The organism is Chryseobacterium panacisoli, assembly GCF_008274625.1.
Taxonomy (GTDB): domain Bacteria; phylum Bacteroidota; class Bacteroidia; order Flavobacteriales; family Weeksellaceae; genus Chryseobacterium; species Chryseobacterium panacisoli.
The window spans coordinates 1-23,831 of record NZ_VTRU01000005.1; the positions used below are offsets into that span (position 1 = coordinate 1).

Sequence of the window (23,831 nt, forward strand, 5' to 3'; positions counted from 1 at the left end):
CGGAAGATTGGAAGTAAAACAAACTGACATCCAGCCGTTTTTAAATCCGCTTTCGGTAAAGAAGATTCCTATGGTTGGCGATGTTACCTTTCAGTTGCTCTCAAGACTGGGTATAAGAACGATACAAACGCTTTCAGAAATGCCTGTCGATGTACTTCAGCAGTTGATCGGTAAAAACGGAAATGAACTTTGGAAAAAAGCACACGGAATTGACGAAACCCCTGTAGTTCCCTACTCTGAACGAAAATCCATCTCTACAGAAGATACTTTTGCCCAGGACAGCATCGATATTCAGGGTATTCAAAGTATACTCTCAGGAATGGTAGAAAAGCTTTGCTATCAGCTACGTGCAGAAAAATGGCTGGTATCGGTAGTGGTGGTAAAACTCCGGTATTCCAATTTTGATACGGAAAATAAGCAATGCAGGATTCCGTACACCTCAGCTGATCATACCCTGCTCAGGTATGTTTTGGAACTCTTTAAAAAAGTATATACCAGGCGTATGAGAATAAGGCTGGTTGGCGTAAAGTTTACCGGATTGGTTCACGGATGCCATCAAATGGATCTCTTTGAAGATACGGAAGAATTGATATCACTGTATCAGACAATGGATAAAATCAAGAACCGGTTTGGAACTTCAAGTGTAGGAAGAGCCTCCGGTTTATTAAAATAATTAAAAGATGTTTCTGAATTGTCATTCTTATCATAGCCTTCGGTATGGAACCATTTCTATTAAAGAACTGGTTGATCAGGCTGTACATTTTAATATAAAAACTCTGGCTCTTACGGATATCAATACCATTACCGGGATCTATGATTTTTATAAGCTTTGCCAGGATCACCATATCAAACCGATCGTCGGAGTGGAAATACGGGTTCAGGATGAACTGTATTATATCTGCCTGGCCAGAAATCAAAAAAGTATCGGAGAGATCAACAGGCTTTTAACGGCCTATAACTGTGATGGCATTGAAATTCCTAAAGCCAATCCTGATTTTACAGATACTTTTGTTATTTACCCACTGGAGAATATTCCTGAACAATTAGCAGATCATGAATTTATAGGCATCAGACAGGACCAATTAAACTTTTTGATGAAGCCCGAATTGAAACCGTTCATCCATAGAATGGTCATTCTCCATCCGGTTACCTTTACCTCCTCTGAAGAATATGAGCTTCATAAAATACTAAGAGCCATTGATCATAATACATTGATCAGCAAGCTTACAGAAGCTGATTACTGTAAAAACAACGAAACGTTTGTGGATAAAAAAAAGCTTCTGGCTCAATTTTACCATGAACCACAGATTATTGAAAATACAAAGTATATTGTCAATAGCTGCTATTTTGATTTTGATTTTTCAACCCCTAAAAATAGAAAGCATTTCACGGATAGCAGGGAAAATGATTTTGAACTTTTAAAGAAGTTATCGTATGAGGGCCTTTCAAAAAGGTATTCCGATGATAACCTACAGGCAAAGGCAAGAGTAGATAAAGAGTTAAGAGTTATTGACCAGCTTAATTTCTGTGCTTACTTCCTGATTACCTGGGATATTATTCAGTACAGCAACCGGATGGGATTTATGCATGTAGGCAGAGGTAGTGGTGCCAATTCCATTGTCAGTTATTGCATCGGAATTACTGATATATGTCCTCTGGAACTGGATCTGTATTTTGAACGGTTTTTAAACCTCAACCGGAAAACACCTCCAGATTTTGACATTGATTGGAGCTGGCAGACCAGGGATATCATCCTGGAATATATTTTTGATAAATATGGTAAAGACCATGTTGCTTTCTGTGGAACCAATGTCGAATTTAAATACCGTTCTATTTTCAGGGAAATAGGAAAAGTATTCGGACTTCCAAAAGATGAACTGGATATATTGGCAACAAAACCCATCCAGGAGCATGATAACAATTCTGTATCCAGACAGGTTCATTACTACGGAAAATTGTTGGAAAAGTTTCCTAACCAGAGAAGCATGCACTCCTGTGGGATTCTTATATCAGAAGAATCCATAACCGATTATTCTGCACTGGAAATGCCTCCCAAAGGTTTTCCGATTGTACAGTTCGATATGTACACCGCCGAAGAAATTGGCCTTGAAAAGTTTGACATTCTTTCACAGAGAGGCTTGGGGACCATTGATGACACGGTAAAACTGGTTAAAGAAAAAAGAGGAATCGATATTGATATCCGGGATACTTCTCTGTCAAAAGATGAATACAAATGCAATGAATTTTTAAGTTCCGGAAAAACTATCGGTTGTTTTTATATTGAGTCTCCTGCCATGAGGGGATTACTCAGAAGGCTGAAATGTGATAACTATAAAGTATTGGTAGCAGCCTCTTCCATTATCCGGCCAGGAGTGGCTCAGAGCGGAATGATGCGGGAATATATTTTCAGGCACAACAATCCCACAAAATTTGAATACTTCCATGAGGTTTTTGAAAAAGAGCTGGGAGAAACCTATGGCATTATGGTATACCAGGAAGATGTTATTAAAATTGCCCTGCACTTTGGTGGATTATCCGCCCCTGATGGTGATGTACTAAGGCGAGCCATGAGCGGTAAAGGACGGTCTTTATCTGCTTTACAGAAAGTAAAGGATAATTTCTTTGAATCATGTAAAAAGTTGGGGCATCCTGAACAGTTATCCATGGAAGTATACCGGCAGATCGAATCTTTTGCAGGTTATTCATTTTGTAAAGCACATTCCGCTTCCTATGCAGTGGAAAGCTATCAGAGCTTATATCTCAAGGTTTACTACCCTATTGAATTCATGGTCTCCGCTATCAATAACGGCGGAGGTTTCTACAGAACTGAAGTCTACATTCATGAAGCTCGGATGTCGGGAGCTGCAGTTTATAATCCTTGTATCAATCTAAGTGAATATCAGACAACGGTTTATGGTTTGGATGTTTATTTGGGATTTATGCATATTGAAAGATTGGAAACAAGGTTAGCACAGCTGATTTCTGAAGAAAGAATTCAGAATGGTGATTATACTTCTTTAGAAAATTTTGTTAAAAGAATTCCTATTGGTATTGAAACATTACAAATTTTAATCTTTATCGGGGCATTCCGCTTTACCAAAAAACAGAAACATGAACTGCTAATCGAATCAAGATTTCTGTTGGGAAATAATAAAGTTCCTTTCAGACATCCGACTTTATTGGAAGAGCCTCAAAAGGATTATAAATTACCTTCTATAGAGAGAAATAAGTTTGAAGATGCTTTTGATGAAATAGAAATATTAGGCTTTCCTGTTTCATTCAGTCCTTTTAACCTTTTACAAACCCGATACAGAAGTAGTGTAATGGCCAAAAACCTTATCAGATATCACAAAAAACAGGTTAAAATGCTTGCTTATCTTATTTCAAGAAAGCATGTTCCCACCAAGAAAGGTACAATGTACTTCGGAACCTGGATTGATGCTGAAGGAGAATATTTTGATACCGCTCATTTTCCCAACTGTCTTGAAGAGTATCCTTTTCAGGGAGGAGGCTGCTATCTCTTATTAGGAACGGTAGAGGTCGATTTTCATTTTCCTACTATTACCATTCATAAAATGGCCAAAATGCCTTTTATTCCGGATCCAAGATATTCCATGGATAAAGAAAAATCATTGGAAGCTCAGCGTAATCTGCATGAAGATATCAGTATGACATGGCGGAAACCATATCCCCAGGAACATGAAATTGGATTGCCAAGGCGGAAAAACACATAAGCTATTATCAATTACTCATGTTAACAACACATTAATAATAATTATTTCTATTTTTTAGGAATATTTTTTTGCAGTTATTTGATAAAATAAATATTATAGCAGATCAAATTCAAAATTGGTAAACTTCACTGTTTTTGAAGACTTATCCTTTAAAAAATTATAAATAGAAATTAAAATAGTAAAAATAACTATTGCAAATACGTTGTATTTTCTTTTTTTAGTTGCCCTATAAAATAAGAAGGAGTCATTCCCGTTTCTTTTTTAAAAATAACCGCAAAAACTTCTCTGGATGTGAAGCCACATTGTTCTGCTAAATAACTGACCTTATATTCTCTATATATAGGGTTTTTATAAAGTTTATTAGTGATATAGCCAATTCTTAAACCATTAATATAATTATTGTAGCTTTTTCCTTTATGCTGTTTTATAATTTCAGATAAATATCTGGGATTTGTATTCAGCTCACTAGCAAGAAATGTAAGGGTAAAGTCTTTTCTTATAAATTTCTGCGAGTTTTCAATTTTATCCAGTTTCAACAGAATATTATTTATAGTATCATTTTTAATAATAAGACCTGATGTTTTTTCATTGGGATAAGTGGTACCTTCATTATTTTCTATGACCAGAACTTCAGTTGATATATTCTTTTCTTCAGCAGATTCTGATTTTTTTAAGTTTTCAATGATCTTCTCATACTTTAGATGTAAGGTATGGTTTCTTTTTTTCCAATAAATCCACCCTCCTGACATTGAAAGCACAAGTAAACCAGCACCCGTTATCATCATTTTATTCATCAGGCTTCGGTTATCATTCTCTTTTTCAGACAAAATATGTTTCACAGGGGTATTGATCGTTTTCTTTTCTGCATTTACAATACTATCATTCAACTTGGTAAATTTCGCCATGTATTCGGAAGATTTTCCTTTGTTTCCCTTCTCTACATAGGATTTGAACATAACTTCATATATATCTCTACGGATATATGGGAAACTGAACTGTTTTTCCATGATAGCAGCTTCCTTAGCGTACTGTATGGCATTGTCATAGTTTTTCTGATCAAAATACAGCCATGCAAATTCATTTAAAACCAATACCTCGGTTTGTATATTTATTGAGTAATTCTTATTTCTGCAAATTTCTAAAGCTTTGGTAAAGTGCTCTTCCGCTTGTTTAAGGTTTCCTTTTGCTACACTTGTCATCCCAAGATTCATATAAGCTCTTGAAATTAAGTAATACTTTCTGTTTAGATTTTTTTTATCGGAGGTCATTTTTAATGCTTCATTTAAACTTTTTTGCTGATAAAAAATTACAGAGTCTATAGGTGTGTTAATATGGGCCATATAGGTCCCCATCCCAGTATAAATAAGAGATTTATAATAAAACCTGGAATCAGAAGATTTAATTTTTTCAGATATTTCTAAAGCTTTATTAAAACTTTTAAAGCTTTCTTCATTGAAACCCAATTCAGTATATGCAGAGGCTCTGAGTCTAAATGTATTTGATAAATTTTCCAGATCTTCCATGCTGTTTGATAGAAGTTCTGCTTCTTTGCTAAGTTCAATTACTTTCTTGAAATTTCCCACATCAAAATACTTTGTCAGTTGAATCATAATACTGCTAAGCATCCCTTTTTTATAATCAATTTTTTTAGCTGAATTATAGCATTCTATTGAAAGCTCAATCGTTTTTTTAGGATTTGTACGACTTAGTTCCTTTAGCGCATTAATTTTTTTATCCAAATCCTTTTCAGATAAAGATTGCGAATAGATATCTATAAAAAAGAAGCACAATATGAAGAAGATAAAATTTTTCATAGTTACTATTTTATAACTTACAAGATAAACATTAATTTAAAAATATTAGTTTAAATTTTGTGCTACATTTTCAGAAGTTATCAGACGACAAAATACAATTGATAAAATCACAAAATTCCGTTTTGATTCATTATAATTTCTGAATAGAAATAAATCGAATACCGTGATTATCTTTGTATAATCTAATGTAAATTAAGTATAAAAAAAGAACAATAGATGTTGGTAAGACAATTGCTGTAATGAGATTATTTTTATATTGATTCTAATCTCAAAATCAACACTTTGGTACAAGTATCGTAACATCGGAAAAAATATATTGATGAAGGGCTTTGAAATTACAATAATTCCTAATTTCCTTTACACTCTATTTACTTCACGCTATTATGTTAATCAAAATATCTATTAAAAATCAATAGAAACTTATTGTGCTTAAGGTTTGTTTTTTATTGTAAAATATAGGAAATCTTGATTATTTTATTATTGGCAAACTGCTCAATCCTAAAAACTATAATTTCTAAAACCATATAGAAATTAAACTATATGTGTTGTTTAAAATATTCAATATTTCAGCAAAAGAATATTATTGTTCAATATTTAGTCTATCATTTGTATTCTTCTCTGTATTAATTATACTTATTCAGCCATTTGTAAAGGGTTGTTTTGGGTATCCGGTATTTACTGATGACCTCTTCCCGGGTCATTTCCCCTTTATTGATTCTATTGATAATAAATTCTATAATTTCTTTTGTATAAATATTTTTACGAAACTGAAGTTCTTGAATCACATCCTTTTTTTTGGTTCCCGCTTGGCTATATCTATTAGCAGCCGGAGGAGCATATAAAACCAAATGCTGAGAATACAATCTGAAAAAATCATATTGTAATAGCTCAGACCATTTGATTAAAATATCTGTACCTACAGTATCTGAACCGTACATTTGCTCAATATTCTTAGCCTCACAATTAAAAAAGCTGCACAGACGTTCTATTTCTATATGATTTTCTTTTACACTGTTTTCAAGTAATTGCCCAATTTTAATTTGTTTTAAATCCATCATAAGTTCATTTGTTTTTATCATTTGTCCATTGATTCTGTTGGTTAAACATTTTATTATTTTATATCTAAAATATATATCACTGGATCTATTAAGGTACAACAATATGACTTTAGGTTAATACAGGAAAAAGAATCTGGTAATAAATTCTGAATACATCACGATAAGTAATTGCAGCCTTTCTTTCAGACTCCATCAATTAATCATATTAACATATATTATTATTTGTCAAAAAAATTAGAATTAGTCCAATGAAAGACTATCCTGTATAGACTTATCATTTAAACTGCTGATAAAGTATGAAGGAGTAATTCCTGTATCTTTTTTGAAAGTAACAGCAAAAACTTCTCTTGACGAAAATCCGCATTCATCAGCTAGATAGCTTATTTTATACTCTCTATAAATAGGATCTTCAATAAGTTTTGTTTTAATATAAGCTATTCTTAGCCCGTTAATATAGTTACTGTAGCTCTTCTTTTTATGCTGCTTTATAATAGCCGAGAGATATCGCGTATTGGTATCAAGATCGCTGGCCAGAGAGCTGAGACTTATGTCTTTTTTTATAAATTTCTGAGATTTTTCGAATTTGGCAAGCTTATCCAAGATAGACCTTGTTGTATAGTCAGGTATATTTATGTTTTTTTCATAGGGAACTTTCAAATGTTCATTTGGTTCTGCCGTACTATTTCCTGGGTCTGCAATATCAGATGGTTTATATAACTTTTTCCATACAACGATACAGATTATAAGAAGAATAATAGCAAGAGTAATCCAGATTACAATATAACCCTGTTTCCTTCCCGTGTTATCTTCTTGTTTTCCGATAATATATTTTTCCCTATTGATATCCGCTACATTTTTCTCTACATTTACAAGGCTGTCATTGAGCTGAATGTAAAGATTCGTATATTTTCTTGCGAGTGCTTTCTTTTTTAATGCTGAATATGTTTTAAATGCAATTTCAAAAATGTCTCTGCGAACATAAGGCATACCTACCTTTTTTTCTTCTCTTTCTGCCTGAGCTGCAAAGTGTGCAGCTTTATCATAGTTTTTCTGGTCATAATATGTCCATGCTAATTCATTGAGTATACTTACTTTAAGGTCTTTATGAATATGATACTTTTCATCCTGACAAATCCCCAACGCTTTTGACAATTTATTGATAGCTTCTTTAATATTTCCTAAAGCTATATTCATCATTCCCAAATTCATATAAGCAACAGCCAAAGTATGGTATTTTTTATCCTGAAAATCTTTATTGTCATCAATACTCATAGCGCTTTCCAGGCATTCATTCTGATAATACATTACTGAATCAATGGGTGCATTCACATGAGAAAAATAGGATACAAATTCTTTATATACAAGAGCTTTCATGTAATTTTTATCATTTTGAGATTCTAGCTTATCTGCAGTCTTAATGGCTTTTTTTAATTCTCGAAAGCTTTCATAATTAGCATTCAGCTCAAGATAAGCAGATGCTTTAAGTCTATGAGAATTAACCAGTATTGTATCATTTTTACCAGCCAATTTTTCAATCTCATCACATTTTTCAATTGCTTTTTTAAAATTTCCAATCTCGCAATATTTATTAATAAGCAAGCTGTTAATTGCAAGTATTCCTTTTTTGTCCCCTCTATTCCTCGCGATCCGATATATATCCGTAGAGAAAGCAATTATTTTATGGGGATTATTATCAGGAAGGTTTTGAATTTTTTTAATTTCTTCTTCAATCTGGGATTCATTTAATGATTTTAAGCTTGTAAAAGAGAGTATACAAAACAAAAAAATCAATTTTTTTTTTTCTATCATTAGCCGTGTTTGTGTTAACAAATTAAATCATAACCTATTGATCTACACAAAAGAACAATGTGAGTTTTTCATAATTCAACTCGTACTTAATAAACGTTAAGTATTTAATAATTAAATAATTAGATATAATATCATTCCTAATAGATGGATTTATTCTTCTTAAGAATATTTTCCAAAAAAAAGAGGACATATTCATAAATCATCTTGTGTTAAATTTTCTATAGCAGAGGTAAACACGTAGGTTTGCAAATCTGTTAATCGCAGGCAGGTTGAACACCGAACTAAAAAACAACATAAAATGAACAAAAAATTATTGACAGCTTTTTCTGTCTCATTATGCATTTCACTTTACGCTCAATCCAACAGTGTAGGTGTCAGCACTTCCACTCCCACCGAAACTTTAGACATTAACGGTACAGAAAGAATAAGAGAGCTTCCGGCAGACGGAACTTCAAATGTTATCTATACTAAACCGGATGGAACAAAATCCGTTAATAAAGACCAGTCTTTCAAAGCTCTTAAAACTCTTGTAGCTGATGCTAATGGTGTACTAGGTTCCGTAAACTGGATGCCTGCACAGCCTTTCAAAGTTATTATCGGAGTCGATGGTTTGGATGCCGTACCAATCACCAGTACAATATCTGCCGTAAACGGGGAGCTAACTACAACACCAGTTTTAGCAACAAAAACCTTTACTCTGTCTAAAAAATCAATGGTTGCATTTTCCTATAACATTTCCGCTTCTGATATACTAAAAGCCAATGGAGGCAATCTTTTGGACGGTACTTCAAAAAAAATGGGTGCTAAACTGATTTTAAACTCAAAGGATATTATCGATTCCGGAATTCCTTTTACCAATAGCGGTAAGAGCTATGCCTTTGGTCTTTTTTACCTGAACGGAAACAGAAGCATTATATTAAACGAAGGTACCTATACTGTTAATCTGGTGGGTTACCTATTTTGCCACACTGATGACTCTAATGGAATAAGGGCAACCTTTGGAGCTACTTCTACAGATCAGTTTGATATTATTGCAATACCTGTTCAATAATTTATCCTTGCTAATCGAAAATTATATTTCTATAGAAAACAAAACACACTATAACATTCATTATTAACATTTTAAAAATCATTTACGATGAAAAAAACATTATTCGCAGGATTATTACTTGCAACATTAGGAACTGCAAACATCAGTGCAAAAGCACACAGTGCTAAAGAGATTGAAACAGCACAATGCTATAGACAAGTATGCACTTTAATTACAGTAAAAGAAGGAAACTGTAATGTTACTTACAAGGTGACAAAAACTTATTTCCTTTGCTTTGTTGTTTGTGAAAACAGAACTGAAGTAAAAAGAGACTGTTCCGGAGGAGGTGAAAATGGCAGATTTACAAAGTAATTTTTAAATAATAATTTTGTATTAGAAAGGAGACTCAAAAGGTCTCCTTTCATGTATAAAAAGGTTATTTATTTAACAATATTTTTTGAATATCAATCTATATTATCTATGACCGGAGCATTTTTTCCATTTTGTGATCGTATTTCTACTCAGTTTAAAATGATTGGCAAGTTGCAACTTATTCAGGTTATTATTTTTCTGATATTCCAATATTTCAAGGATATCATTGCTGCTGTAGGACCTGTACATTTGATTAAAGGTTTCTATTAACTTATCTGCCTGTCCAAAAAATTTTTAAATTCATTTATTCTCTCTGAATATTTATCAGAAAGGATATCGTAATATATCCTTTTAGAACTAAGCATTAATTGTTGTATTTTTTCACCCATTTATATAGTGTTGTTTTAGGTATTCCATAATCATTTATAGCTTCACTACAGGTTTTTTCTCCTTTATTGATCTTTTCAAGGATAAAATCTATCATCTCCTTAGTATAAATATTCTTACGGAATTGGGGTAATTGAGTTTTTATATTTTTATTTTGTTCTTTTTTAAGCAGACTATAAAGTATTAAATGCTGAGAATAAAGTCTGAAGAAATCATATTCCAGTAATTTACTCCAACGCAGCAGCGTATTAGTATCCAAATTCTCTTCGCTATACATACTGATAACCTCTTCTTCAGAACATTTGAGAAAACTACAGATACGAGACATATCTATCCCGCTCTGTGCAACAATTTCTTTAATTAATGCTCCAATATTTATGTTTTTAAAATTCAAATCAAGTGTATTTTAAGTATTGTTATAAATAACATTCTACATCCGAAAATGACCACAGCATCTGATTTTTTCAGAACCGTGGTCAATGCAACTAATATTTTTTGCTATTTTCAACTGTTAAAATCCGGTTACAGATCAATTTGTCTTTTGCTTTCCGCAAGGATGTTAATTGAATTGATAAGGAATTTAAAGTTATCATTAAGCTCCCCGCCTGCCACACCATTGGTTGTTTGCTGTGCATAAAACGGAAAACGGTAATGAGAAATAATTTTAAATTGAACATCCGTATTAGCTGGTATATCTACTCCGCCGGCCAACGTTATTCTTAAAGGAACCCCTTTAATATATCGATTATTGCATGTGATTCCTGAGTGTAACCACGTAGCTCCGTTATCTGTAGAATAAATCACTTCATAGAACACCATAGCCCCACCCTGGTCATAACCATCCACATCACTTCCGTTTTGATAGAGACGATCTTTTTTTCCGGAATAAGATAATGCACCACCATGATTCTCCCAGTCCGCAGTTAATGAACCTGAATTCAGCCATTCTCTGTTGTAATTTGAATTCAATACAGCAGCTGTCGTATATCCGTAATTGGGAGTAGCAACTGATAAAGTACCATTAAGATAAGTAGGGATAACATGTCCGAAAATAAAAGCATGAATGAATACTTTCTGATTAAAATTAACTCTTAGATTAAAATCTGTGTTGGGAACAGTTGCATACCCGGACATTTTGGTGTTTCCATTGGGTACCTCACTACAATTGGTTACTGCACTACCTGAGGCTACCAAAGGAATTGTTTTGCTGCCGCTGTGCATACATCCTGTAAGATTCGTTGTAATGGAATTATATGCAGCATTAGGCCTCCCCCCGAAAGGGGGTAAAATAGTATAAACTCCAGTCTGCAAATCGTTATAATCCGTTACGTTCCACTTTTTGTAAAGTACATCAGATATCGTGGCTTTTGCAATATTAAGCTTCTTTACCTTTCCTTCCGCATCAATAATTAAAGGCCGACTTCCAGGAGTAGGTTCATTCTTAAAGGGAAAATTTGTGATCTTTAAAGGAAGAGCTCCATTTTTAGGGTCAATTTCCAACCCGAAATTTGTAGAGGGATTGCTATTCATCCTACCCAGATCGTTTGACATTAACACCTGAGCACCTAATGTTGAACACACAGCTGATATTAACACAGCCATAGGTATATTGATTTTTTTTAATAGTTTCATTTTAGTGTTTTTTAAAATTAATTAAGGTTTTGCCCATCCTGATAAAGACATCAACATTAATCTAGGCGTCCAGGAATGATTTCCTGAATTAAAATTACTATAAGAATAAGTATTAAGATCTCTGGGAGCATTATTCATCAGTTTATATTTTAGAGTAAGGACATGTTCTCCCGGTGCAGAGACCATAACAGCTCCCGACAGATAAGTTTGCCAATCCAGGGATTTGAATACCTTATCTGTAACAACAATCCCCGTCGCAATGCCATCCAGAAAAACTTCCGCTGTTACAAACTGAAAGTTTCGTATTAAAACAAAATTGCTTGCTGTTAATCTCCCGTCTCTTTCCTGTTCATTGGTATTGGGATCTACTCCTAACGGGATATCCAGAGCAGAAAGGGAATAAACAAAAGGAACATTTTTATTGGGGGTCGCAGTTGTAAATACAATCTTACTTACGTTATCTATATTTATATCCTGAAGAGTTCCATTGATATTTTCTTTATAACTAACCGAAGGAAAATCCTGATAAATTGAAGTGGGAGAACTAAGTAGCTTTGCAGGCCTCTGCACACCAGATGTGCCATAATCTATGCCATTAATACCATTTGAAAACCAAGAAATTGTAGACACCTGCTGGTTAGCAGTTTTAAATCCCTGAGAGGCATAAACATGACCTTCAGTATCTATATAAAGCTGAGCAACAGAGGAACCCGCAGTACGGGGAACATCGTCCAGCTTCAAAATGTTTGTATCAGGTGTATTTTTTTTTACCTCCAGTATTTCCTGAGGATTTGTAACTCCTATCCCTATCTGAGCAAAAGCAGCTGAACCAAGAGAAAGCAATACTATTGAAATATTTTTTTTCATAATTTATTTTTTCATTGTATTTTTATTCATGATATATTCCTAAGCTATAAGACCATGCATGGGTGTCAGCACGCATCACATCCCATCCCATCTCCATATTGGGAGCTCCAGTCCCCAACCAATTCTCATCTGAACAATCCATCCTTTCCATTTGAACAATAGTATAATAGCCAGGATCTACATTTCTGATAACGCCAGATATGAAATAATTCCCAGAATGCACTCTGGGCATAGTAGTATTATATGTTTTAAGTGAAATATAAGGTTCATTAGATGATGCTGTATTTACGAGAGTACCCGTACTTGCATTATAACTGGGACTGCTAAGCTTTACCAGACCTAATGATTTTGCACGACAAGTCTGTAAACCGGTTCTTGACGCTGCCGGAGACTCTCTAATGGCCTCATCTGAAAGTGTACTGGTTACAAATACATCCACAGGAGAATCACCCTCTATTATGAAGATTTCTGACCATTGTCCCTGCCAACTCTGTACAGGAGCACCCCTGCTGTCTGAAAATGAATTTAGATTATTGATTGTTATATTAAAGTTTTCTGAAACACTGGAAATGGTAGCTCCTGAAGTATTCTGATAAGGTAAAATCCATCTCCCGCTATTAGTTTCCAACCCTGTGTTTATTCCCTGTGAACCATAGCCACTATAACCTACCCCATCTGCGTACCACCACCCAAAATGCGGGTTAAGCTTATTCGTGCCTGTAACATTTCCATTGGTAATTGAAGTTTTGGGATCATCATACAAATGATTACCATAAGTTCTGTATCCTAGAGAAAGTTTGGTCGCAATAACTTTAGAATCTTGATTCACTCCAAGAACATTATAAGATTCTCCTTCTGCAAAGGAAACTTCTTCAAGATCATTCAGTTTCATAATATAAGATGCATCAGTTTTGCCGGGACCCCTTATTTCCAACATTACTGTTGGATCCGGTGATGCTGTATTAATACCGACTTGAGCATAATTACAAAGGGAAAAAAAAGTTATCCCTAAAGCATAATAATTTCTTTTCATTAGTGCATAAATTTTAATTTGTGTACGATTTCTTTAAGAAATGTGTCCTAATCCTCGTGAGAGGGCTGGGAAAATAATATTCCCAGCTATATATTAAGACATTTGTGTTTTGTTTCAGAAAATTCAATTATATCTGATTTTCCAGATGAGTGCAATATTAAATAAAAAGATATTCCAATGCTAAAAAGTCTCTTTTCATATCTACTTTCTAACCTACTCACATATACTCTAAAACATTAAACAACTGAATATCAATTAGTTTTAAAAATTATTTATGATATATAAATTCAGATCAGCTTCTGATGGAAGATCAATTTTTTTACGGATTCTATGTTTCTTGTTTTCCACTGCACGGATAGTTGCATTAGTTGCAATGGCAATTTCCTTTGTAGTCAGGTTCAGTTTTAACAAAGCACATATTTCCAGTTCTGATGAAATGAGATTTGGGCAAACTTCTAAAATCTTTTCAAAAAATTCAGGAAATTCAGATTTAAAATAGGTAATAAAAAGTGAGTTTTTACTCATCGCTAACTCATATAATTCATTGGAAGAGCTTATCTTGTCCGTTTTCTTTATAAAATCATTAAGCTTTTCCTTCTCTATATAATATTTTATGATCATTTTTTCTTTCCTATGTATGATATACATCCCAACAAAAGTACAAAAGGATATCTCCATAGCCTTATAAACCCTTATATACCAAAGTTTTACGGGAGAAAGATTTTGATGAAGAGGTGAAAATATAGAATAGTCTGTAATGATATTGATTAAAAAAAATATGATATAAGTGGCTACCAGTATAAAAATAATATACTTATCCTTATCATAATCAAAAAAAAACGCAACTGCTATGGTAAGAGAAATATATGACAAATAATTCATAGCTCCGTTTCCGCTTATTATATCGCAATAAAAAATGATCAATCCCAAAAACCAGAAAAGAAGCATCAAAAGATACCGGTTAAACCTTATCTTATCTGGCCACAATAATGTGCACAACATAAAAAGAGCCATTCCGAAGAATATACCACTATACACTGGCTGATCTAAAAAGAAAAAATTCAGTATGACATTGCAGGAAAGAATAAATACAAGGACAAGAGTATAAATATCAAAATAAAGACTTTTCTCATATTCAATCTCATCAGTGGCCAATTGCCTTTTCTCTTTTATATAATTTAACATAATAATTTATAAAAATCTAAAATAAGATAATTATTCACCAAAATATCGCTCAATTATTTATCGTAATTCAAACTAACGAGAACACACTTACAACACAATAAATACCAACAACTTACACCATATCACTAGTTGTAATGATTTCCGAAAATAACAGGTTTTCTTATCAAGAATCTCAATTTTAATTGAGATTAAAGACTTGTAAATAACTGTATTAAGATAAAGTATAAAATTTTTTGTAAAAAGCAATTTTACTTTTCCTGTTATTATTTTAAGCTTCTGTTATAGATACTTAAAACTTGTTTCGCCCTTCTTTCAATAGTTTTTAATATAAATTTCAATAACATTCTCAGAAATTATACCGTGGGAAGTTTGAAAGCGCTATTCTCATCACAGGTGATCCCTATAACTGAACAAACATATAAATGTCTTTGGCAGGCTTGCACTGGCGCCAGGATTCATCAAAAAATGGATAGATTATCAAGTCGTGAGACATTTTCAAAACAGTGGGTTAACCGGCTATGTAAAAATGTCTCTATCAATAAAAATCCAACGAATAAACAGAATAATCCGAGAAAGAGTCCTTTGTAATATTCTTTTACAGTAAATAAAAAAATAAGTACAGAAAGAATAAGCAAAGTACTCCAAACAATTTTTAGAATAATGTAGATCTTATGGTCGTTTTGAGCTTTACCCAAGGTCATTTTTACTGTTTCTTTTGGGTTATTCCTGTATTGTTCTGTAAGCGTTTTGAGATGTTTTGTTCTGGAATAGGTAATAAAACTTCCATACCCCAGAGAAGCAGCTGTTAGCAGGCAAATAGGAATGAACATCCCCTTTAACAAAGGATTTTCATATTTGAAACCCAATAGCAGGCACAGTACTAAAACAAGTCCTATGCCTACCATTATTTTGCCTTGCAACTCATCTCCTTTTGTCCATATACTGAGTTCTTGCAAAATTTCCATATTATAACCCCATACTTTGTTTTATCATGGCTAAATAACTCTCGTCATTCAGCTGCTTACGGGCTTCTATAATTTTCTCTGCATCCGCCCCTGCAATGTAACGAAGCTGTTTTTTACCATCTGTGGCTGCTTCATAGATTTTCTCAGCTACTACAATAGGCTCCGAATTCTGGCTTCCTGCCTGCTGCATTCCTTTCATTACTTTTTCCAGGAATGGAGCATACTCAGTCTGGGTAGGATCCACATTCATATTCTGCATTACCGTTTCTTCAAAATTCGTATTGATCATTCCTGGCTCAATCATTTTCACCTGGATACCAATGGCTTCCAATTCAAACGAAAGAGCTTCACTCAACCCTTCCACTGCAAATTTAGAACCGTGGTACAACGTCCCTAATGGGAAAGAAATTTTACCTCCCATTGAAGAAATATTGATAATCGTCCCCTCACCTTGCTTTCTCATGATGGGAATGATATTTTTAGCTACCAGCAGGGTCCCAATTACATTGACATCAAACTGCATTCTAATAGCCTGTTCTGGTGTTGCTTCCAGGATACCATAAGAGCCATATCCTGCATTGTTGAGGAGTACATCAATTTTTCCGAACCGTTCAACGGCTTGTTGTAAGGCAGATTGAATCGTATCTTCTTTGGTAACATCCAGTGCTATGACCTGTACATTATCCAGGCTGTTAAGTTCTGTATCCTGTTCCGGATTAGAGCGGACAGTGGCTGCCACATTCCATCCTTTTTGTTGGAAATATTTGGCAGTCATACGTCCGATACCGCTGCCACATCCTGTAATTAAAATTGTTTTTCTCATTGTATGTATTGAGGTGCTAAATTAGAAATCTTTCTTTCTTAAGCCGTCTATCATTGCTATTCCGGCCATTTTTGTTAAGTTTCTCCAGGTAGGTTCCATGGAATAGCTTGCCATATTTTTTGCAAGATGGTCAAATGCTTTCTGGTTGGTACGAAGCATATGCCCAGGAGATACAAATTTGTCGTAAACAATTGATTTTTCAATATTTTCAAAGCCCAGCAGATTTCCGAAATTACCGGAACCGGATACCATTTCTTTACCTTGCTCATTTCCGCCCCAAGTCAGATAAGGGCTTAAAAATACAATTACAGGAATAGTGTTTACAGCTATTCCTCCATATTTCAGATGGGTTACTGCGGTGTCTAATTCATGCTGATAAGCCTTTTTGGTGTCTTCATCTATAAGAAGCATACATCCCAATGAACCCAATAGTTTATCATTACAGAATGCAGTAGCTTTTGGTAAAAAATCTTTGGCATTGGCTGGTATGTCTAATGCAACTTCATCCATAATTTGGCAGAATGCTTCGTTTTGTGTGGCATAGCTGTCCTCTTCACAGTCTGTAATAAGCATAAAACTGGCATGTTTGAATCTGCCGTTTTCAGGTTTTAAGATCTCTGCATTCGGATAGGCTTTTTTGAAACCTTCCTCAGCTTTGTCTGTCCCCGGATAATAGGCCCCGGCAGCCGGAGTATCTTCAGAAAGAGCTTTTCTCAGAGCATTTAAAAATTCATTTCTCTGTTCCCAATGTCTGGAAGTCACCAGAGTTTGCGGGCGGCCACATACAGCACCGCCATTGAGCTTGGCAACGGTAGCAATCTGATTAGCCTGGTGTTCCATTTCTTTTTTTGTCCAGGGTCTGTCGCCGGGAACTATAATACAGGGGTTATTGCCACCACACTCTGCTACCATAGGGGTATTGGTATTGCTCATAATTGCTTTGGCCGTTCCCGTCCCCCCTGTGAAATAGATGGCCGTTAAACCATTAATTGTTGTAAGTTCACGTCCCTGGTCTGCTGAAACAAAGCGTAAGGCTCCAAAATCAATAATAGGCTGGAAAATCTTTTCCCAGATCGCATCAGTTTCTTCGTTCAGATGATGTGGTTTGTGGATAACAGCTTTGTTATCGTAAAAAAGGGCTTTTACCATTTCAAGTGATGAACTGTAATTTCCAGCTCCCAAAATGGCAGTTACCCCGGCTGGCTTTTCTAAAGGATTTACCTGCTTCGGAGTGCCCTTTATACGCAAATGTCCACTTTGTGTTCCACTGAGTACTTTGTCCTTGGCATCCATTGGGAATACATGTACATCATAGGTATCATCATCTACTTTGGTAATATTCAACGGTTTTGGCATTTCACCTTTCGCGATAGATTCGTAAAGCTGGATGCAGGCTGAAACATTTCCTGCCAATGGAACTGCCGTGGCAAATACTGATTCGGCATGCGTGTAAATGTCTTCACCCATGATGGTGTTTTTCATTTTTTGATCAGAGGTGCCCAAATCGTCTGCATACTTTTTCAGATTATTCTGTACTTCTTCCAGTAGATGAAGTTTTTCCACTACTGAAGTTTCTGCCCATTTCTTAGGGTCTAATTGATTAAAAGCTTCTTGCGCTGTCATTTTAAATAAAATTTTTAAATCATTAATAATTAATGATATTCATTTATAAATGAATATTCATTCGGTTTTTATGTTGTTTTTTTTACGTAATAGCTTTCCATATTCTTTCTATATTTTGGTCTATCATATGTTCTGTAACTTCCACATTATCTTTAAGCTGTACCTGAACCAGTGCAATCACAGCATTATAAATAAATCGGATAAGCAACACAATATTAATAGGCTGAAATGATCCGTTCTCAAGTCCCTCAGCCATAAGGTCTACAGACTGCTGATAATATGTTCTTCCCAATTCTGTAATTTCTTTTGATATATATGGCGAATAATTAAGTGTATTCACAACGAAAAAATGGGCAGGATTGTTTACATAGTAATGGTGCACTTTTCGGCCTAAAATAAAAAAACGATCCTTGTAAGAAGCTTTCATTTCTGAGTCAGAAAGATCAATCGCTTTACCAAATGCTTCTTGAATATGCAAAAATAACCCTTCAACCAATTCATCCTTACTTTTAAAATGCAAGTACATTGTTCCTACGGCAACTCCCGACTCTTTTGAAAGTTGCGCCATTGAAGTCTGTTGCAGACCCTGTTCTGAAAATAACCGTAATGCTGTCTTTACAATCTGAGTTTTTTTATCTAATTTTTCCCCTTGCATAGTTTAGCTAACTGAATGTTCATTCATGAACAAATATAACAATATTGCTTGAAGACTCAAAGATATTTACTTTTTTTATTGTAACTATTACTCTATTGATATTTAACCTTATAGTTTATTCATCTTTTTATACATGAATTAGATGGAGTTGCTACTTTTGTTAGGGCCTGATTCTTATATTCTTAATTTTAATGCTATGAAAAAAACTAAAAAAAATAGTTTAAAGTTTAAGAACCTTGTTTTATTGCTACAAACAGCCGCCTTCCATTATTCCTGCATTGAGTTCATCACCCGTCTTCCAAATTCAGCATAATGCACAAAGTCAATTTATCAAATCCGCAGATAAACCCCTTCCTTATTTTCGACATACAAATTTATTTTCCTTCCTTAGGTAAAGCAAACTCTGCATTATATTGATAAAATCATAGAAAGATCCGGTCAACCAACTTCGATGCCATGAAGGTTATCGGCATTGGAACCGTTGTATGGAATTGGTAATAATAATATTTTTTTCATTTGTATGTGTGTGTGTTGTATAATGGAAATTTTCTTAACTATCTTATTGAAAAATGTCAAATAAGGTTTATACAATATTACAGATATATTAATTTCAATAACAACAATTTGTATTAACAAATATGGAATTCATGTATAAAGTTCAAAAGATTTATTTTTTTGTTTAAGTGGCGTATTTTACAAATGAATAATATTGATAATCAGACTATTTTACATTATTTATAAGTTATCAAATTTGGAAATACTTAATTATAAATATCATAAAAAATGAACCCAAGGTTATAAACATATATATTTGCATCGAAAATAATGAAAAATTTTTGTGATACTTTTAAGTTTCCACTCACAAAAAAGTATCAAAACTAATTAAATAAAATTTTAGAGCTTATAATTTCTCTTCCTCAATCTCTCAAAAAAGAAATCTTTAAATAATCATCCTCTATAACTATAAAAACACAACAATGAAAAAACTATTATTATTTTCATTTTGTCTGATTTTTTTTGCCTGCAAACAGCAAACCTCAGAAGCAAAAAAAAAAGAAATCGACAAGATGATCATCCTGGCCACAAAACTTTCTTCACCAGCCAACCCGGCAATGGATTTGGATAAGGGAATAGCCCTTTATACAGAAGCTGAAAAAAGATCAGAAGCCATAGGATATAAAGAGGGATTGATGTCCAGTTGTAAATATCTGATGAAAAAGCTTATTGATGGCAATGGAGATAATGAAAAATCTCTTACCTACGGAGAAAAAACAGAAAAACTGGCTCAGGAACTTAATGATGATGAGGCTCTTGCAGAGGTTCATGAATTTAGGGGTTCAGCTTACCGGAATTTAGGGCTGAATAGCGAAGCTTATAATGAATTTCAAATAGCGCTTTCCTATTACAAAAAAAATAATCAGCATCTCAGATCATCAAGTACTTATTTAAAGTTAGCAAGTTATGCCGAGGCCACCAAAGCCCCGCAGGATACAATTTTGTCTTACTTCAAGAAGAGTTTATACGAAATAGAGCGGCTACCTGATAATGATAAAAATATTCTTAGTATGGATGAAAAATATTATATGCTTTCTTTTATTCATATCCAGATAGGTATGTTTTATACCGGCATTTATAAACCACAGCAGCCTGAATTGGCAGAAAAATACCTTCTGGAAGCTTTACATATTCTGGAAACTAAAAAAATTAAAACATTACCCAGCAAAATAATTCTCCTAAATGCATTAGGAAGCTTTTATGAGTATACACAACAGCCCCAAAAAGCAATCCCCTATTCCACTGAGGTATTGAAGCTGGAAAAGAAAAGTAAGCATGTCAATGAAAGACTAACTGCCTATATGGTACTGGCTAACTCCTATGAAGCCCTTAAGAGTAAAGATTCTACTTTACGATATACCCAGCTGTATTCAGACCTTTCCGACAGTATCTCGGTCACTCAGAAAAAAATAACAGATAACACTCTCAAAGATATCAGTACACAAAAGGACATTTCTTACAATAACAGCATTTTCAAAATTCTTACCAGCTCCATACTAGCAATTTTTGCGGTTATTTTTATCGGGGTATTATATCTGAGGCAAAAAAACAGAAAGATCAGGAAGAATTATGAAAAGCTGGTTGAAAAGCTCAATGTAAATACATCAAATACTGAGAACACTAGTAAAGTAGAGAAAAAAGCATCTACATTTACGCCTATTTCAGACGAAACTCTGGCTTCAATACTTTCCAAACTGAATAAGTTTGAAAGTTCTGACAAATACTTGAAAAAAAATATAAACCTCAGCTCCCTCGCCCATTCATTGAATACCAATCAGAGATACCTTACCGAAATCATCAAAACTCAAAAAGGGAAATCATTCAGTAATTATATTAACGGATTGAAAATTGAATATATAACCCAAAAACTGTATGATGATCCTCAGTACCTGGAATATAAAATAAGCTATCTTGCAGAAGAATGCGGTTTTGCATCCCACCAGGTATTTATAACAGTATTCAAGAAAGAAACCGGGGTCACTCCTTCCTATTTTATAGAAAATCTAAAAAAGAACAGACAAACTCAATTATAAAATTCAGAAAGCAGTATTCATAAAACTTAAATTCTCATTTACAATGAGTTTTTGACAGTTAAAATAAAACCAGAGCCGAAAATTTCGGTTCTGGTTTTATTGATGTTTTTATTTTTTGTGGTTTTTAAGACTTGTTTGTGTTTATTTTGAATGATAAGGAAATAATAGAACGAACACAGATGAAAAATCTTAAATCATCTTATCTTATTGATTCATATTAAATATCTTCTTCCACTTCGTTACTGAATTTCTGCTCAGCATAAAGTAATTTGCCAGTTCTGTATTATTTAGATTATTTTTAATTTGATAATCTAAGATTTCCCGGATTGTAGATGTGTCATAAGAACGATGCTTTTGATTGAAGATATTTTTTTCCTTGTTTTCTTTTTCAAATAGTAGTTTATTTAATTTTATAATATCGAACGTTGATAACTTTTCTTTTCCTAAAATGTTTTGGCATAATTCTTTTTTGTGAGGAAATTGTTCGGTAATGATATCAGTGAAGATCATTTTGTAATCAGGGCTTGTTTCTTCCATATTTTATTAATTGTGTTTTTCAAACTAGGTTGTGGTAATTATTTTTCTCCTAATTCTTAATATTTAATGAACCATTCATAGAGGGTTATCTTATGAATTCTATATTTCGTTATGATCTGTTGTTTCATTTTTCTACAGTTTTATTACTAATTCTAATATAAAATCAAAAATTTTTGTGTGTATTTTTTCTAAAAAACAAACAGAGAAGCTGTATTTTATTTTTTACTTTCAGCATTAATCGATGATGATAATAAAAAGAGAATATAATCTGAAAAATCATAGTCCAAGAATTTCGACTACTTCATAAGAACATCTGCAAACACAGCTTTTATCTCTTTTTACCCGTTCTCCCCATTTTTTCTATTGGTCATCCTATGTGAATCTCTTGTCAGGTCTATCATTTAAAATATTTTTTAGTTTTTTGGTGTTTAAGAATAGTATAAGTTCTCGTAACATTTATTCTATAAAAAACAGGTATTGATACTTTGGATCGATAACCGGATTTACCATTATTTCTAAAAGTTCTTTTTTACTTTCTCCAACAATCCTGTCATATTTTTTCCATGACATAAAGCTTCGGCCAAAGCAGAGTTGTAGATAAATATTCCCTATCCAAACTACCTGGCCGAAGATGGTATCAATTAAAGTCTATGGTTTCCAAAATGTCCATACTTTGCCATTATAAACCGCCAATTGTTTTTTAACAGTATCATAGGCCATCATTCCCGCGCTTGGGTTGATAATATTCAGATGAGGGCTGGCAACTTTGGGAAGTATCATTGCCTTATCTGCATCACCAAGCACAAGAATCCCCTGTAGAGCATCATTTGCACTTGCAGTGGAGTAAATAGTTACTTTAGCGCCCGGCTGCTCTATTTTTTCACTACCCTGAATGCTTAAATCAGCTGTTCCTGTGGGATCAACACTTAAATCAAACCAGGTATTGGTATCCTTTAGGTATTTAATTTTAAAATCAGAAGCATCATAAATTATTGTCCCGTTTTCTGTAATCCCGTTTTTGGAGGTAACATAAGGAAGAATTATTCCCTTGTTCTCCGTATCACCAAATTCCAGAGAAACAGAACCATTCGTTACGTTCGGTTTATCTATAGCGACCTGTGACTTTGCGGCTATCGCAGCGAATAGAATGATTGTTGTTGTTATTTTTTTCATTGTTACTTTATAGTTACACAATTAGTTTTTCAGCAATCTCATCGACAGCATATTAATTCCGGCCATACTCTTCAGTTCCTTATCATCAGCAGTAGTCCCGATACTTAATATATCACCTTTTTTTAGCTCTTTTTGAAAAGACAGAACTCCTGTAGGAGGTGAAGGAACTTCATAGCCTTTCATCACTTCCGTACCGTTGATATATACAACATATTCTTCTTTTTGCTCAAAATTGTCATTTTCGCGCATATTGCCAGAAAAAGAAATCTGATATAATCCGCTTTCCCCGACTACTATTCCTTTATCATTAAGGGAAGCTCTTTTGTTATCAGTACGTTGCAATGAGGCCCCTGAAAGTCTCATCATTTTTGTTCCGGGATGAAAGCCCGTTCCTTCAAAATTTAAAACGCTGTTCGTTAAAGGACTTTTTTCCTGTGCAGAGATAACCGAAAGGCTCCCTGCTAAAAATGTCACTATTAAAAATATGACATATTGATGTGTGTATTTCATTTTTTGTTTTTTTAACAGTTAAAATCCATTCCGGAA

At 33.8% G+C, this 23,831-nt stretch carries 20 protein-coding genes; 5 read left to right on the plus strand and 15 right to left on the minus strand.

Going from position 1 to position 23,831, the window contains the following annotated elements; translation table 11 throughout:
• Both FW781_RS17460 and FW781_RS17465 read left to right on the plus strand, forming a co-directional pair.
• On the plus strand, window positions 1-673 hold a 673-nt coding region (locus FW781_RS17460), incomplete at its 5' end, for a DNA polymerase Y family protein (RefSeq protein WP_449386661.1).
• Window positions 674-680: 7 nt separating this feature from the next.
• Complete coding sequence (locus FW781_RS17465) at window positions 681-3,734, plus strand: DNA polymerase III subunit alpha (RefSeq protein ID WP_149388586.1); 3,054 nt, start codon at window positions 681-683, stop codon at window positions 3,732-3,734.
• A 188-nt stretch (window positions 3,735-3,922) separates the two neighbouring features.
• Here the strand turns inward: FW781_RS17465 and FW781_RS17470 are convergent, their stop codons facing one another.
• The 3 genes from FW781_RS17470 to FW781_RS17480 form a co-directional block, all read right to left on the minus strand.
• Complete coding sequence (locus FW781_RS17470) at window positions 3,923-5,548, minus strand: tetratricopeptide repeat protein (RefSeq protein ID WP_149388587.1); 1,626 nt, start codon at window positions 5,546-5,548, stop codon at window positions 3,923-3,925.
• Between the two features lie 623 nt (window positions 5,549-6,171).
• On the minus strand, window positions 6,172-6,606 hold the full coding sequence (locus FW781_RS17475) for a transposase (RefSeq protein WP_317133406.1): 435 nt from the start codon (window positions 6,604-6,606) through the stop codon (window positions 6,172-6,174).
• 240 nt (window positions 6,607-6,846) lie between these two features.
• A complete protein-coding gene (locus tag FW781_RS17480; RefSeq protein WP_172625758.1) occupies window positions 6,847-8,388 on the minus strand; it encodes a tetratricopeptide repeat protein in 1,542 nt (513 codons plus the stop codon).
• A 325-nt stretch (window positions 8,389-8,713) separates the two neighbouring features.
• Between FW781_RS17480 and FW781_RS17485 the strand changes: the two genes are divergently transcribed.
• On the plus strand, window positions 8,714-9,466 hold the full coding sequence (locus FW781_RS17485; protein ID WP_149388589.1) for a hypothetical protein: 753 nt from the start codon (window positions 8,714-8,716) through the stop codon (window positions 9,464-9,466).
• 87 nt (window positions 9,467-9,553) lie between these two features.
• Window positions 9,554-9,817, plus strand: coding sequence for a hypothetical protein (locus FW781_RS17490; RefSeq protein ID WP_149388590.1), 264 nt, complete (start codon window positions 9,554-9,556; stop codon window positions 9,815-9,817).
• A 364-nt stretch (window positions 9,818-10,181) separates the two neighbouring features.
• Here the strand turns inward: FW781_RS17490 and FW781_RS17500 are convergent, their stop codons facing one another.
• From FW781_RS17500 to FW781_RS17540, 9 genes are all read right to left on the minus strand, one after another.
• The gene (locus FW781_RS17500; RefSeq protein ID WP_149388591.1) at window positions 10,182-10,598 is read right to left on the minus strand and encodes a transposase; all 417 of its coding nucleotides are present in this window, start codon (window positions 10,596-10,598) and stop codon (window positions 10,182-10,184) included.
• Window positions 10,599-10,726: 128 nt separating this feature from the next.
• Window positions 10,727-11,836 (minus strand): hypothetical protein, encoded by a 1,110-nt coding sequence (locus tag FW781_RS17505; RefSeq protein WP_149388592.1) that lies wholly within the window; start codon window positions 11,834-11,836, stop codon window positions 10,727-10,729.
• A 21-nt stretch (window positions 11,837-11,857) separates the two neighbouring features.
• Entirely contained in the window at window positions 11,858-12,703 is an 846-nt protein-coding gene (locus tag FW781_RS17510) for a hypothetical protein (RefSeq protein ID WP_149388593.1), read from the minus strand.
• A gap of 22 nt (window positions 12,704-12,725) precedes the next feature.
• Window positions 12,726-13,736 (minus strand): hypothetical protein, encoded by a 1,011-nt coding sequence (locus FW781_RS17515; RefSeq protein ID WP_149388594.1) that lies wholly within the window; start codon window positions 13,734-13,736, stop codon window positions 12,726-12,728.
• Window positions 13,737-13,997: 261 nt separating this feature from the next.
• Complete coding sequence (locus FW781_RS17520) at window positions 13,998-14,921, minus strand: helix-turn-helix transcriptional regulator (RefSeq protein WP_149388595.1); 924 nt, start codon at window positions 14,919-14,921, stop codon at window positions 13,998-14,000.
• 458 nt (window positions 14,922-15,379) lie between these two features.
• Window positions 15,380-15,886 carry a hypothetical protein gene (locus FW781_RS17525; protein ID WP_149388596.1) on the minus strand — a complete coding sequence of 169 codons (507 nt, stop codon included), beginning with the start codon at window positions 15,884-15,886 and terminating at the stop codon, window positions 15,380-15,382.
• 1 nt (window position 15,887) lies between these two features.
• A complete protein-coding gene (locus FW781_RS17530) occupies window positions 15,888-16,709 on the minus strand; it encodes an SDR family oxidoreductase (RefSeq protein ID WP_149388597.1) in 822 nt (273 codons plus the stop codon).
• Between the two features lie 21 nt (window positions 16,710-16,730).
• The gene (locus FW781_RS17535) at window positions 16,731-18,332 is read right to left on the minus strand and encodes an aldehyde dehydrogenase family protein (RefSeq protein WP_149388598.1); all 1,602 of its coding nucleotides are present in this window, start codon (window positions 18,330-18,332) and stop codon (window positions 16,731-16,733) included.
• 82 nt (window positions 18,333-18,414) lie between these two features.
• The gene (locus tag FW781_RS17540) at window positions 18,415-18,987 is read right to left on the minus strand and encodes a TetR/AcrR family transcriptional regulator (protein WP_149388599.1); all 573 of its coding nucleotides are present in this window, start codon (window positions 18,985-18,987) and stop codon (window positions 18,415-18,417) included.
• A 977-nt stretch (window positions 18,988-19,964) separates the two neighbouring features.
• Between FW781_RS17540 and FW781_RS17545 the strand changes: the two genes are divergently transcribed.
• Window positions 19,965-21,575, plus strand: a complete 1,611-nt coding sequence (locus FW781_RS17545; RefSeq protein WP_149388600.1) for a response regulator transcription factor — start codon at window positions 19,965-19,967, stop codon at window positions 21,573-21,575.
• A gap of 204 nt (window positions 21,576-21,779) precedes the next feature.
• Here FW781_RS17545 and FW781_RS17550 read toward each other — a convergent pair whose 3' ends face one another.
• From FW781_RS17550 to FW781_RS17560, 3 genes are all read right to left on the minus strand, one after another.
• Window positions 21,780-22,112 carry a helix-turn-helix domain-containing protein gene (locus FW781_RS17550; protein ID WP_149388601.1) on the minus strand — a complete coding sequence of 111 codons (333 nt, stop codon included), beginning with the start codon at window positions 22,110-22,112 and terminating at the stop codon, window positions 21,780-21,782.
• Window positions 22,113-22,760: 648 nt separating this feature from the next.
• Entirely contained in the window at window positions 22,761-23,285 is a 525-nt protein-coding gene (locus tag FW781_RS17555) for a hypothetical protein (protein WP_149388602.1), read from the minus strand.
• A 21-nt stretch (window positions 23,286-23,306) separates the two neighbouring features.
• Window positions 23,307-23,795 (minus strand): hypothetical protein, encoded by a 489-nt coding sequence (locus FW781_RS17560; protein WP_149388603.1) that lies wholly within the window; start codon window positions 23,793-23,795, stop codon window positions 23,307-23,309.
• Window positions 23,796-23,831 lie beyond the last annotated feature (36 nt).